Below are 13,225 nucleotides of genomic sequence, written 5' to 3'. Positions count from 1 at the left end.
GTGTTGTTTAAGCAACACATTCCCGACAATCTGTTGTTTATCTCGGGAGGTGTCGCTGTGAAATTTACTGATATTCGCTATTTGAGAACAGAAAAATTGATTTTTGATGCCTTTGCCAAACTTCTCAGCGAGAAACCTTATGAGAAAATTACAGTGCAAGATATTGCTGATGAGGCTATGATTAATCGTGCCACCTTTTATGCTCACTATGCTGATAAAGATGACCTTCAAAAAGGTATTCAACAACAAGTTCTAGAGCAAATGTCTGACATGATTGATGCAGCACAGATTACAAACGGTGAACGTGTAAAAGTTAAGCGAGCTGAGAAACTTTTAACGGAGTTTTATCATGGATTGGAAAAAAATGCTGCGATTGCTAAAATTGTTCTAAAAAGCATCTCTCAGGAAGTCATGCAAGAAGAATTTGGAAGTTTGGTACATGAAAAATACGACCATTTGCTTGCAAAACTAAATGTCACTGAATCTGGCGAGCAAGTGCCAACAGAATTTATCGTAGCCTATCTGACCAGTATTTTTTCAGGGACTTTACTTTGGTGGATTAAGTCAAATTTTTCAATGCCAGCAAAAGAATTAGCCCGCTTGGTTTTGACCTTGGTTAGTAACGGGCACCTTACCGTTATGGGTGTCATCATCGACCGAGAAGATTAGTAGAAAAGAGCTGAGAAGTCAGCTTTTTTGTTTTATTTCTGGTATAATGGAACAGACAGAAAGAAGGATCTTATGAGTCAAAAACAGCTAATGCAAGATAGCATTGATCATCGCGATTATCCAATTGAAGAGGGAGTTATCATCGATTCTCTGGATATTAGATTACAAGAGATTATCAAAAAGTAGCATCCTGATATTGCTAGTGGTGCCTTTATTAGCCATAAGAATCTGACTTATTACCGTCTTCTTTTTTTAGAGGAGATTATCGATAAAGCTAATCGTAAAAATGACTACGTCCGTGAAGCTGTCTACGACGCGACTAAGCACCAAGGTTATACAGCTTTAGATGTCCAAGACCAATTGGACAGAAAGATCACATTTGGACAAAAAATTGCGGATGATGTGGCTCGTTTTGGTGGGTCTTGGACCTTTATTATTACCTTCATCTGCTTTATGGGAGCTTGGATGGCTTTGAATGTTTTGAAGCCTTTTGGCATTGTATTTGATAAATATCCATTTATTTTGTTAAATCTCGTCTTGTCAACGCTAGCAGCGACTCAAGCCCCTTTGATTATGATGAGCCAGAACCGTGCTTCTGACTATGATCGTCTGCAAGCTAAGAATGATTACAATGTTAACAAGGTATCAGAAGAAGGCATTCGATTGTTACATACAAAATTGGATCACTTAGTTCAGCAAGATCAGTCGGATTTACTAGAAATTCAGAAATTACAAACGGAAATGTTAGCTTCTTTGACAAAACAACTAGTGAGTATGCAGGAAGAACAGGCACGTTTAGTGGGGCAAATTGAAAAAATGAGAAGGAGCGAAGAAAATGCCTGATAAAGAGATTAACTTAGTTATTGTAACTGGGATGAGCGGTGCTGGTAAAACAGTCGCTATTCAATCCTTTGAAGATTTAGGGTATTTTACCATCGATAACATGCCACCGACTTTGGTGCCAAAATTTATTGAATTAGTTGAAAAAACAAGTGACAATAATCGTGTTGCTCTTGTTGTTGACATGCGCAGTCGTCTCTTTTTCAATGAAATTAATTCAGTCCTTGATAAAATTGATTCTAATCCGAAAATTGATTTCAAGATTTTATTCTTGGATGCTACAGATGGTGAGCTTGTGGCACGTTACAAAGAAACACGTCGTAGTCATCCATTAGCTGCTGATGGTCGTATTTTGGATGGTATCAAGTTAGAACGTGAACTCTTGGCACCTTTGAAAAACTTGAGTCAGAATGTTGTTGATACGACAGAATTGACACCACGTCAATTGCGTAAAACTATTTCTGAACAATTTTCAAGTGATGAAAATCAAGTATCTTTCCGTATTGAGGTTATGAGTTTTGGCTTTAAATATGGTTTGCCACTCGATGCAGACTTGGTATTTGACGTACGTTTCTTGCCAAATCCATACTACAAACCAGAACTTCGCAATCAAACAGGTCTGGAAAAAGATGTTTATGATTATGTCATGAATCATGAGGAATCAGAAGATTTCTACCAACATTTGATTGATCTCATTAAACCTATTTTGCCAGGCTACAAAAAAGAAGGAAAATCTGTATTGACCATTGCTATTGGGTGTACAGGTGGTCAACACCGAAGTGTTGCCTTTGCTCATCGCTTGGCTGAAGACCTTAAAGCGGATTGGGTGGTTAATGAAACTCATCGTGATAAAAATCGTCGCAAGGAGACTGTGAACCGTTCATGAGAAAACCTAGAATTACCGTTATCGGTGGAGGAACAGGAATTCCTGTTATTTTAAATAGTTTAAGGCATGAAGAAGTCGATATTACAGCCATCGTAACGGTCGCTGATGATGGCGGTAGTTCAGGAGCTTTGCGTTCGGTCATGCAATTGACACCACCAGGAGACCTTAGGAATGTCCTCGTGGCTATGAGTGATATGCCTAAGTTTTACGAAAAAGTCTTTCAATATCGTTTTGCTGAAGGAGATGGTCCGCTTGCTGGCCACCCTCTTGGAAACCTTATTATTTCAGGAATCGCTGAAATGGAAGGCTCTACTTACAGCGCTATGCAGATTTTGACAAAATTTTTTCACGTTACTGGGAAAATTTACCCAGCAAGTGAAAATCCATTAACCTTGCATGCTGTTTTTAAAGATGGTCATGAGGTGGCAGGAGAAAGTCATATTGCTGATTACAAAGGCATGATTGACCATGTCTACGTCACCAATACTTATAACAATGAAGAGCCAACAGCCAGTCGTAAAGTCGTCAATGCTATTATGAATAGCGACATGATTGTGCTTGGACCTGGTTCTTTATTTACATCAATTTTGCCAAATCTAGTGATTCCAGAAATCAAGCAAGCTTTAATTGAAACGGATGCTGAGGTTGCTTATGTTTGTAACATCATGACACAGTACGGCGAGACCGAGCATTTCACAGATGCTAATCACGTTGAAGTGCTTAATCGACATCTCGGTGAAAACGTGATTGATACCGTTCTTGTCAACATCGAAAAAGTGCCGCAAGATTACATGGATTACAATAAGTTTGACGAATATTTGGTTCAAGTTGAGCATGATTTTGCGGGACTTCGTAAGCAAGTTAAGCGCGTGATTTCATCAGATTTTCTTCGTTTGGAAAATGGCGGAGCTTTTCACAATGGCGACTATGTCGTTCAAGAATTAATGGACCTTGTGAGGATTAAGAAGCGATGAGTTTTACAGTAAAAGTTAAAGAAGAATTGTTGAATTTATCGCGATTTGATAAGAGCGAGTTGTCAGCGATTATCAAAATGTCAGGAAGTTTGGGATTAACTTCTTCAGGTTTGACCTTGTCTATCACAACCGAAAATGCCAAAGTTGCTCGTCATATTTACGAGTTGATTGAAACCATTTATCATGTTCAACCTGAAATCAAATATCACCAAAAGACAAATCTCCGTAAGAATCGTGTTTATAACGTTTTTGTTGCTGAGAATGTCAGAGAAATTTTGACAGACTTGCAGTTGGCAGACTCATTCTTTGGTATTGAGATGGGGATTACCCCAACGATTTTAGATGATGACGACAAGGGACGTGCTTATTTGCGCGGAGCCTTTCTTGCAACGGGAACTATTCGTGACCCTGAATCAGGGAAATATCAGCTAGAGATTTTTTCTGTTTATCAGGACCACGCCGAAGATTTGGCTAACTTGATGCGAAAATTTATCCTTGATGCCAAGGTTATTGAGCATAAAAATGGTGCAGTGACCTATCTTCAAAAAGCTGAGGATATCATGGATTTCTTGATTGTCATTGGTGCCATGGAATGTAAAGAGATTTTTGAGGAAGTCAAGATTATGCGTGAGACACGTAATGATGTCAATCGTGCTAATAATGCTGAGACTGCTAATATCGTAAAGACAGTAACAGCCAGCATGAAGACAATCAATAACATCATCAAAATCATGGATACTATTGGTCTTGAAACACTTCCAATCGAGCTTCAGCAAGTTGCAAAAATCCGTGTTGAGAACCCAGACTACTCAATCCAGCAGATTGCTGACCACTTGGAAGGCACCCTAACGAAGAGTGGCGTTAACCACCGACTTCGCAAAATCAATAAAATTGCAAATGAATTATAGAAAGAAGGAATATTTGCTATGGCATGTACTACAATTCTCGTCGGCAAAAAAGCGTCTTATGATGGCTCAACAATGATTGCCCGTACAGAAGATTCACAAAGTGGTGATTTTACACCGAAACAATTTATCGTGGTTAATCCAGAAGACCAACCACGTCACTATAAATCAGTTTTATCTTCATTTGAAATCGATTTGCCAGACAATCCAATGCGCTACACTTCAGTGCCTGATGCTTTGCGTAAAGATGGTATTTGGGGTGAAGCAGGTATCAACGAAGCTAATGTTGCGATGAGCGAGACAGAAACAATCACAACAAATGCGCGTGTTTTGGGTGCTGATCCGCTCGTTGAATCAGGTATCAGTGAAGAAGATATGTTAACATTGGTGCTTCCATATGTCCGTACAGCGCGTGAAGGTGTAAAACGTCTTGGTGCGATTCTTGAAGAATACGGTACTTATGAATCAAATGGTGTTGCTATTTCAGACGTTGATGAAATTTGGTGGTTGGAAACAGTCGGTGGTCACCACTGGATTGCTCGCCGTGTGCCAGATGATTGCTACGTGACAAATCCTAACCAACTTGGAATTGACCACTTTGAATTTAATAACCCAGATGACTACATGTGTTCAAGCGATTTGCGTGACTTTATTGATGATAATAACTTGGATTTGACTTATTCAAACGAACATTTCAATCCTCGTTATGCCTTTGGTAGTCAACGTGATAAAGACCGTCATTATAACACTCCACGTGCTTGGGCAATGCAACGTTTCTTGAATCCAGAAATCAAACAAGACCCACGCAGTTTCTTTATCCCATGGGCACAAAAACCATACCGCAAAATTACTGTCGAAGATGTGAAATATGTCTTGAGCAATCATTATCAAGATACTGAATTTGACCCATATGGACCAGAAGGTGATGCTGTTAGCCAACGTACCTTCCGTACAATCGGTATCAACCGCACAAGCCAAACAGCTATTCTTCAATTGCGTCCAGATCAACCACACGACACAACAGGTATCCAATGGTTGGCATATGGCTCAATGCCTTTTGGAACAATGGTGCCATTCTTTACTCAAATTTCTACAACACCAGAATATTTTGCAAATACTGGCGAAAATGTTTCAACAGATTCATTCTACTGGGCAAACCGCTTGATTGCTGCGATTGCTGATCCACATTTCCACCAACACGAAGGTGATATTGAAGCCTATGTTGAAAAAACAATGGCAGCAGGACATGCACGCATCAAACGTGTTGATTGTGCTTTGGCAAATGGTGAAAGTGTCGATTTCGATGCTGAAAACCAAGCTATGAGTGATTACATCCAAGAAGAAACTCAAAATCTTTTGAATAAAATTCTTTTTGATGCAAGCAATCTCATGACAAACCGTTTCTCAGTAAGTGACTAATCGTTCAATCCCTTGAAGTTTTTCAAGGGATTTTTATTTTTTAAGCAAAAAATGCTTGCAAAAAACTAAAAGTTTAGATATACTTTACTGGTAAACTATTAACTTAACTAGTTAAGAAAAGGAGCCATCATGAAGAAGAAATTTCTTTTGTTCATAAATTTACTTGCACTTTTGTTTGCATGGCAAGTTAGCCATATCAAGGAAGTTTCAGCAGATGACAAGATTAAAGTTGTGACAACTTTTTATCCTGTCTATGAGTTCACCAAAGCTGTCACAGGAGATTCAGCCGATGTGTCGATGCTGATTAAAGCAGGAACTGAGCCACATGATTTTGAACCATCTACAAAAAATGTCGCAACGATTTCTGATGCTGACATGTTTGTTTATATGGATGATAGCATGGAAACATGGGTTAAAAAAGTTCAAAAATCAATTAATTCTGATGATTTAACTGTTGTCAAATCTACTGGTGATATGCTTTTGATGGCTGGCACTGCTGAAGAAGAGGAAGAAGGTCATGAAGGGCATAGTCATGAGTATGACCCACATGTCTGGTTATCACCAAAACGTGCTGTCACATTGGTTGAAAATATCCGTGATGCTTTTGTGGCGAAATATCCTGATAAAGCTGAAACTTTTAAGACTAACAGTGCAGCTTACATTGAAAAGCTTAATGATTTAGATAAAAAGTATTCAGATGCTTTATCAAATGCTAAGCAAAAAAGTTTTGTTACTCAGCACGCTGCTTTTGGATACTTAGCACTTGATTACGGCTTGAACCAAATTCCAATTACTGGTGTATCAGCTGAATCTGAACCTTCAGCCAAACGTCTAGCAAGCCTTACAAAATATGTCAAAAAATACGACATCAAATACATTTACTTTGAAGAAAATGCTTCAAGCAAAGTTGCAGCAACTTTAGCAGACGAAGCTGGAGTTAAAACTGCTGTGCTAAATCCGCTTGAAAGTTTGACGACAAAAGAAATTAAAGCAGGCGAAGATTACTTCACTGTGATGAAAGATAACTTAAAAGCTTTGCGATTGACAACAGACGTTAAAGGTAAAGAAATTAAGGCTGAAACAGACGATACTAAAACGGTTCAGCACGGTTATTTTAAAGATAAAGACGTCACTGACCGTAAACTAACAGATTGGTCAGGAACATGGCAATCTGTTTACCCATATCTGCTTGATGGGACACTTGATGAGGTTTGGGAATATAAGGCAGATGCCTCAAAAGGTGAAGAAACAGCCCAAGAAGTCAAAGATTATTACACAACTGGTTACAAAACTGATGTTGAAAAAATCATTATTGACGGTAAGAAAAACACTGTTACATTCGTTCAAAACGGTGAAGAACACAAGTACATTTACAAATATGTAGGTTACAAAATTTTGAAATACGAAAAAGGAATCGTGGTGTTCGTTACTTATTTGAAGCAAAAGATGATAATGCTGGTGACTTTAAGTACATTCAATTTAGTGATCACAACATTTCATCAACAAAAGCAGAGCATTTCCACTTATTCTGGGGGAGCACTAGCCAAAAAGCTATTCTAAAAGAAATGGATAACTGGCCAACTTACTTCCCAGCAAGCAAATCAGGTCAAGAAATTGCTCAAGATCTTGTTGCTCATTAAGATTAAAAGGTTTGAATCATTTGATTCAGACCTTTTTTGATTGTATGATGATGAAATTTCGTACGTTGTCAGTCCTTGAAATCTTTGTTATAATTGAAACAAGATAGCACTTACATTTTAGGAGGCCACGTGAAAGAAAAACAAGTTACGAAATTCTTTTTAGCTTGTTCGACCTTAGTTACTTGCATTACTCTTGGGATTAATCTCACATTTCGTCACGCTGCTCACGCAGTGATTGCTGAGTCTGGTGAGGTTTCGCCAACTGCAACGGCAGATTTTATCGCAAGTATTGGTGAAATAGCTCGACAAATTGGTCAAGAACGAAATCTTTATGCTTCAGTGATGATTGCACAAGCTGTTTTAGAATCAAATAGTGGTCAATCCGCACTTAGTCAGCAACCTTATTATAATTTTTTGGTATTAAGGGAGCTTACAATGGCAATTCAGTGACCATGCAGACATGGGAAGATGATGGTAGTGGCTACACTTACGAGGTCGACCAAGATTTTCGTTCCTATAATAGCTTGTCAGATTCGCTTAATGATTATGCTAATTTGTTAAGTTGGGATCTTTATGCAGATACCTGGAAATCAAATACCACATCTTATCAGGATGCAACAGCAGCACTCACAGGTCGATATGCAACAGATACAGCATATGCTGATAAATTAAATGCACTAATTGAGCAGTACGGTTTAACAACATATGATGACCCTGTCGTTGTTGAAGAAGAGAATCAGACAAATAGTGAACAGACAACTGACCCAAATCATGTTTGGAATAAGTACCGCGGATCATATACAAGTAAAGACATCTTAGCAGAAGATGAAGCGTGGATAGCATATATTAGTTAAAAGACGTTAGTTTTCAAGTTAACGTCTTTTATATAACAAAAAAACCAGCTCTTAATAGAGTTGGTTTTTTCTGTAGTAAAATGCGGTTTATTATTTTGTGAAACCGTATTTTATCCCTCTTGATATGTTGATAACCTTCAATAGATAAAAAACATTGGTAAATATAGTAATGGCGATAAAATGTATAATCAACATTTATATATAATTATCATCAAACGTTACTAAAAACGTTACTTATTTTAGGTTTGCTCGCCCAAGTGATAGAATAAAAAGTATGATTTTTTATACAGTGATATGAATAATTAAAAGTTGGTTTCCAGACCTTCTTTTTTATTGGAAGTATTGCACTCGTTCTCGTTCAGTCTCTAAAGACTTTCCTAACACATTAGCAAGTCCCGTTATATCTTGTTGGGCTAGTAGTTCCATATAGTCTGCCCTAATATCTTTTGAGATAATAACAGGGGCTTTTAAATATTTCATAGCTAAATACATTAAAACTAATCTCCCTGTCCGTCCGTTATCATCTGAAAAGGGGTGAATACGTTCAAATTGTATATGCGTATCAGCTAACGTTTCTAGCTTTTCGCGTTCGCTAGTGGCAATGTCTAATCTATAGGCGGTATTTTCCACCCATTGGCGCATTAGTATAGGGGTTTCTGTAGGGGTTGTGGTCTTAAACTCCGCTCCTATAATAGCATTTTGCTGGCTTTTAAACTGTCCGCGGTCATGTTGTAGGCGGTCCACTAATAGCGCGTGTATATCTTGAATTTGCCCTATTTTTAATGATTGTTCATTCCCTAATAGGTCAAGAATATAGGAAAAGGCTTGCTTATGATTTTCAATCTCATAAAATTCCCTAATGCTTTTTCTACTTGTTGGCAAACTACTTTCTAAGATGATGCTGACTGTCTCAGGTAGTGAAATAGTGTTCCCTTCGATACCGCTTGAATGATAAGCGATTCTTACTAAAACATCATCTAAATAATCTTGCGTATATGTCATGTTGTGAACTCCGTTATTTTATATAACCGTTTTTACTGTTTTTATTTTGCTAAGGTAACGGTTAAAAATTTCCGATTATAAAAATCTGGTTTGATGTTTATAACATTCCACAACTCATTATTATGTCTTTGGTCGTTTACGATTACTACATCTGAATTTTTAGGTTGAAATGTACTTAATGGGTCACGAATTTTCAACGTGAGTGTTTCTTGTGAATTTGTTTCGCGCAGCAAGTTATAATCCCGTTGTTCTGCATCTGAAATTTCAGCCCAACAAGTGTATCCTTCATCTTGTAATTGAATACTTTCAAAAACATCGTCAGACAATGAGGGGTGTTTAAAGGTGACTGAAGTTCTTAAAGTTCCGTTATGAGTGGAATTATTTTTAAAAGATTTCTTTTTAATCATTCCTTGCGTTTCTCCTTTCAAAAAATATAAGTGGTATTTTAGGAAACATTATAGCATAAAAGTCTTATTTTCAAAAATATAGAATAGTGAAAAAACTGTTTTTATTTTTTTATTTTTTAGATGAGTTAGGAATCAAATCGCAACGATACTTTTATAGAACCTGCAACTATTTTCTTGTGGCTGAATCCTTGAAAGAAGTCGCTTTAAATATTGGTTAAGACAATTAATTTGGGTACTCCCATTCATTCGACAAGTCATGTGTGAGCATATCTCCTCGATACGATTGCAATCATATATAGTTTTTCTTTATCTCTTTGCCACCCTATTTGTTGTTTGTTATCTTATTAGACTATATTCTGAATTACGGGTATTTATAATTCAATGCCTTCTTCATACCAAGAAGATAACTTGTGTCTTTCTTCTTGCTTTTTGGCTGGAAAAGAATATAGCAAAAACTATGTTAGAAAACCTAACATAGTTTTCATGAAATATTAAAAAAATTCAAAAAATTCAAAAAATTGCTTGATTTTCTATTTTTGAAGTAGTAAGATAATAACTATTAAAAAGGAGGAACTTATGATGCTTGGTGTTATTCTTTTGTATGTCGGCATGGTCTTAATGAGTAACGGTCTCTATCGTTTGGAAGGTATTTCCGATAAATCAAATGTTGTTATGAATATCTTTACAGGTGCTCTGGGGCTGATTTTAAATCTTATTGCCATTGCTTATGGAAATGCGACAGGACAAAGTGCCGAATGGTTTTATGGCAGTGCGACGGGACTCTTATTTGCCTTTACCTACCTTTATACAGCCATCAACACGATTTTTGACTTTGACCAACGCCTATATGGTTGGTTCAGTTTGTTTGTGGCTCTTAATTCTATTCCTGCTGGTTTGCTTTGCTTAATATCTGGTTATGGCGGCAATGCTTTATATGGAATTATCTGGTGGCTTTGGGGCGGCCTCTGGTTAACAGCTTTTATTGAGATTAATTTGAAAAAAAATCTCGGGAAATTCGTTCCTTACTTAGCTATATTTGAAGGAATTGTCACAGCTTGGATACCGGGATTTTTAATGTTAATTGGTAAATGGTAGGATTTGAAACTGATTTGCTACATTGTTGACTTTGGCTGGCCCTACTTACTGCTGTCTGATTTTGTCAGCTTGTCTAAAATCGGTTCTATTCAACAATAATTATAAGGAGGAAAAAGATGCAACTAACAATGCGAGAACAAGAAAAAATGATGATTAGCCTTGCGGCTATGATTGCTCAACGGCGAAAAGATAAGGGAATTAAGTTAAACCATCCAGAATGTGTTGCTTTGATTACAGATTATGTTGTTGAAGGAGCGCGTGAAGGAAAAACGGTAGCTCAGCTTATGGATGAGGCAAGAACTCTCATTACACGTGAAGATTGTATGGAAGGTATTGCAGAAATGATTCCCATGATTCAGGTTGAGGCGACATTTACAGACAGTACAAAATTGGTTACTGTTCATGATCCAATCCAATAAGTGAGGTGTAAATATGATTCCAGGTGAATATCATTTAGCGAAAGAGCCTATTGACTATAATGCAGGCTATGACAGTATTTTGATTGAAGTCAAAAATGTGGGTGATCGTGCTGTTCAGGTTGGTTCGCATTTCCATTTTTACGAAGCTAATGAGCAAGGTTTACGTTTTGATCGTGAAAAAGCTTGGGGAAAACGTTTGGATATTGCTGCTGGAACAGCTATTCGTTTTGAACCGGGGGAAACAAGAACGGTTGATTTGATTGATTTTGGAGGAAAACGTCGTATTTTTGGTTTCAATAACAAAGTCAATGGTTTTCTGGATGAACAGGCGAGATAGAAGAGGTGAAATATCATGAGCTTTAAAATGGAACGTGAAGAATATGCAGAAATTTTTGGACCGACAGTAGGAGATAGCATCCGTCTGGGAGATACAAATTTATTTGCTGCAGTTGAAAAAGACTATACTGTTTATGGTCAAGAAAGTATGTATGGCGGTGGTAAAGTGCTACGTGACGGTATGGGGGTCAATGCCACGGAATGCAGAGAAGACAATCCTTTTGTTGTTGATACTATCATTAGCGGTGCTACCATTATTGACTATACTGGTATTATTAAAGCGGATATTGGTATTAGAGATGGTAAAATTGTTGCCATTGGTAAGGGCGGTAATCCAGATAATATGGATAACATTGATTTTGTTGTAGGTTCTAGCACCGAAGCTATTTCAGCCGAAGGGTTAATTGTAACTGCTGGCGGACTGGATTTACATGTCCATTATATTTCAGCAGATCTTCCTGAGTTTGGTTTGGATAATGGTATTACAACACTTTTTGGTGGTGGTACAGGACCGGCGGAAGGAACCAATTCGACAACTTGCACACCGGGGAAGTTTCACATTCATCGTATGCTTCAATCTGTAGACAATATGCCAGCTAACTTTGGTTTCTTAGCAAAAGGAAGCGGTGCTGTTCCAGAGGTTATTTCTGAGCAAATTGAAGCCGGTGCTGCTGGTATCAAAACTCACGAAGACTGGGGAGCAACTTATGCAGGGATTGATAATTCTCTGAAAGTAGCTGACAAGTATGATGTTTCCTTTGCTGTTCATACGGACTCCTTAAATGAAGGTGGTTTCATGGAAAATACTTTGTCTTCTTTCCAAGGTCGCACTGTTCATACCTTTCATACAGAAGGAGCCGGTGGAGGACATGCTCCAGATATTATGATTGCTGTTGGTAAAGATAATATTTTGCCATCATCAACCAATCCAACCAATCCTTACACAACAAATGCTATCGGTGAACTGCTTGACATGGTTATGGTTTGTCACCACTTAGATCCTAAAATCCCAGAAGATGTTTCTTTTGCAGAATCTCGCGTACGTAAACAAACGGTAGCGGCAGAAGATGTTTTGCATGATATGGGGGCTATTAGTGTGATGACTTCAGATGCTATGGCTATGGGACGTATTGGTGAAGTAGCTATGCGGTGTTGGCAGTTGGCTGATAAGATGAAAACACAAAGAGGTCCTTTAGAAGGAGATTCAGATTATAATGACAATAATCGGATTAAACGTTATGTTGCCAAATATACCATCAATCCTGCCATTGTAAACGGGGTATCAGATTATATTGGTTCTGTTGAGGTTGGAAAATATGCCGATCTTGTTATTTGGGAACCAGATAAGTTTGGGGCAAAGCCTAAATTGGTGTTGAAATGCGGTATGTTAACTTATGGTGTCATGGGAGATGCAGGATCTAGTCTGCCAACGCCTCAACCACGCCTTATGCGGAAACTCTATGGCGCTTATGGTAAAGCTGTCCATGAAACCAATATTACCTTTGTGTCGCAATATGCTTATGATCATGGTATTAAAGAAGAAATTGGACTTGATAAAATTGTTTTACCAGTGCATAATACACGCAATATCACCAAACGTGATATGAAGTTGAACGATTATACACCTAAGACGATTGTTGTTGATCCATTGACTTTTGATGTTACCATTGATGGCGAAGTGGTCACTTGTGACCCTGTTGAAACGACATCTTTATCGCAACGTTACTTCTTGTTTTAAGATAGTGACTCTTGATAAGAGGCTGAGAGAATTGATTTCGA

The 13,225-nt window shown here is 37.8% G+C and carries 11 protein-coding genes and 3 pseudogenes; 12 read left to right on the top strand and 2 right to left on the bottom strand.

What is annotated here, in order from left to right; genetic code table 11:
- Positions 1-57: 57 nt before the first annotated feature.
- The 8 genes and pseudogenes from STRINF_RS08425 (at position 58) to STRINF_RS08390 (ending at position 8,187) form a co-directional block, all read left to right on the top strand.
- Positions 58-669 (top strand): TetR/AcrR family transcriptional regulator, encoded by a 612-nt coding sequence (locus STRINF_RS08425; RefSeq protein ID WP_043878436.1) that lies wholly within the window; start codon positions 58-60, stop codon positions 667-669.
- Positions 670-741: 72 nt separating this feature from the next.
- Positions 742-1,512 (top strand): annotated as a pseudogene (locus STRINF_RS08420) (DUF1003 domain-containing protein).
- Positions 1,505-2,395 (top strand): RNase adapter RapZ, encoded by an 891-nt coding sequence (rapZ, locus tag STRINF_RS08415; RefSeq protein ID WP_006532688.1) that lies wholly within the window; start codon positions 1,505-1,507, stop codon positions 2,393-2,395. Before STRINF_RS08420 ends, rapZ begins: the two are co-directional and overlap by 8 nt.
- The gene (locus STRINF_RS08410; protein ID WP_006532687.1) at positions 2,392-3,369 is read left to right on the top strand and encodes a YvcK family protein; all 978 of its coding nucleotides are present in this window, start codon (positions 2,392-2,394) and stop codon (positions 3,367-3,369) included. Before rapZ ends, STRINF_RS08410 begins: the two co-directional genes overlap by 4 nt.
- The gene (gene whiA / locus STRINF_RS08405; protein WP_006532686.1) at positions 3,366-4,277 is read left to right on the top strand and encodes a DNA-binding protein WhiA; all 912 of its coding nucleotides are present in this window, start codon (positions 3,366-3,368) and stop codon (positions 4,275-4,277) included. Before STRINF_RS08410 ends, whiA begins: the two co-directional genes overlap by 4 nt.
- Before the next feature lie 18 nt (positions 4,278-4,295).
- Positions 4,296-5,693, top strand: coding sequence for a C69 family dipeptidase (locus STRINF_RS08400; RefSeq protein ID WP_006532685.1), 1,398 nt, complete (start codon positions 4,296-4,298; stop codon positions 5,691-5,693).
- A gap of 129 nt (positions 5,694-5,822) precedes the next feature.
- Positions 5,823-7,333, top strand: a pseudogene (locus tag STRINF_RS08395) (zinc ABC transporter substrate-binding protein AdcA).
- Between the two features lie 129 nt (positions 7,334-7,462).
- Positions 7,463-8,187: pseudogene (locus STRINF_RS08390) on the top strand (glucosaminidase domain-containing protein).
- Positions 8,188-8,517: 330 nt separating this feature from the next.
- Here the strand turns inward: STRINF_RS08390 and STRINF_RS08385 are convergent.
- The gene (locus STRINF_RS08385) at positions 8,518-9,189 is read right to left on the bottom strand and encodes a Fic family protein (RefSeq protein ID WP_006532681.1); all 672 of its coding nucleotides are present in this window, start codon (positions 9,187-9,189) and stop codon (positions 8,518-8,520) included.
- Between the two features lie 41 nt (positions 9,190-9,230).
- The gene (locus STRINF_RS09740) at positions 9,231-9,596 is read right to left on the bottom strand and encodes a phage head completion protein (RefSeq protein ID WP_052294212.1); all 366 of its coding nucleotides are present in this window, start codon (positions 9,594-9,596) and stop codon (positions 9,231-9,233) included.
- Between the two features lie 579 nt (positions 9,597-10,175).
- Between STRINF_RS09740 and STRINF_RS08375 the strand changes: the two genes are divergently transcribed.
- The 4 genes from STRINF_RS08375 to ureC all read left to right on the top strand — a co-directional run bounded on the left by STRINF_RS08375 (position 10,176) and on the right by ureC (position 13,184).
- Complete coding sequence (locus STRINF_RS08375) at positions 10,176-10,691, top strand: AmiS/UreI family transporter (protein ID WP_043878466.1); 516 nt, start codon at positions 10,176-10,178, stop codon at positions 10,689-10,691.
- Positions 10,692-10,807: 116 nt separating this feature from the next.
- The gene (locus STRINF_RS08370) at positions 10,808-11,110 is read left to right on the top strand and encodes an urease subunit gamma (protein WP_006532678.1); all 303 of its coding nucleotides are present in this window, start codon (positions 10,808-10,810) and stop codon (positions 11,108-11,110) included.
- Between the two features lie 13 nt (positions 11,111-11,123).
- Positions 11,124-11,447, top strand: a complete 324-nt coding sequence (locus STRINF_RS08365) for an urease subunit beta (RefSeq protein WP_006532677.1) — start codon at positions 11,124-11,126, stop codon at positions 11,445-11,447.
- 15 nt (positions 11,448-11,462) lie between these two features.
- On the top strand, positions 11,463-13,184 hold the full coding sequence (gene ureC / locus STRINF_RS08360) for an urease subunit alpha (protein WP_006532676.1): 1,722 nt from the start codon (positions 11,463-11,465) through the stop codon (positions 13,182-13,184).
- Positions 13,185-13,225: the final 41 nt, after the last annotated feature.

Origin of the sequence: Streptococcus infantarius subsp. infantarius ATCC BAA-102 (genome assembly GCF_000154985.1) — a bacterium.
Classification (GTDB): Bacteria; Bacillota; Bacilli; order Lactobacillales; family Streptococcaceae; genus Streptococcus; species Streptococcus infantarius.
This window is presented reverse-complemented; position numbering and strand designations above follow the sequence as displayed.

Coding starts and splice junctions, on each gene's coding strand:
- STRINF_RS08385 (WP_006532681.1), bottom strand. CDS start 9,189: ATGACATATACGCAAGATTATTTAGATGATGTTTTAGTAAGAATCGCT.
- whiA (WP_006532686.1), top strand. CDS start 3,366: ATGAGTTTTACAGTAAAAGTTAAAGAAGAATTGTTGAATTTATCGCGA.
- rapZ (WP_006532688.1), top strand. CDS start 1,505: ATGCCTGATAAAGAGATTAACTTAGTTATTGTAACTGGGATGAGCGGT.
- STRINF_RS08410 (WP_006532687.1), top strand. CDS start 2,392: ATGAGAAAACCTAGAATTACCGTTATCGGTGGAGGAACAGGAATTCCT.
- ureC (WP_006532676.1), top strand. CDS start 11,463: ATGAGCTTTAAAATGGAACGTGAAGAATATGCAGAAATTTTTGGACCG.
- STRINF_RS08365 (WP_006532677.1), top strand. CDS start 11,124: ATGATTCCAGGTGAATATCATTTAGCGAAAGAGCCTATTGACTATAAT.
- STRINF_RS08370 (WP_006532678.1), top strand. CDS start 10,808: ATGCAACTAACAATGCGAGAACAAGAAAAAATGATGATTAGCCTTGCG.
- STRINF_RS08375 (WP_043878466.1), top strand. CDS start 10,176: ATGCTTGGTGTTATTCTTTTGTATGTCGGCATGGTCTTAATGAGTAAC.
- STRINF_RS09740 (WP_052294212.1), bottom strand. CDS start 9,596: ATGATTAAAAAGAAATCTTTTAAAAATAATTCCACTCATAACGGAACT.
- STRINF_RS08400 (WP_006532685.1), top strand. CDS start 4,296: ATGGCATGTACTACAATTCTCGTCGGCAAAAAAGCGTCTTATGATGGC.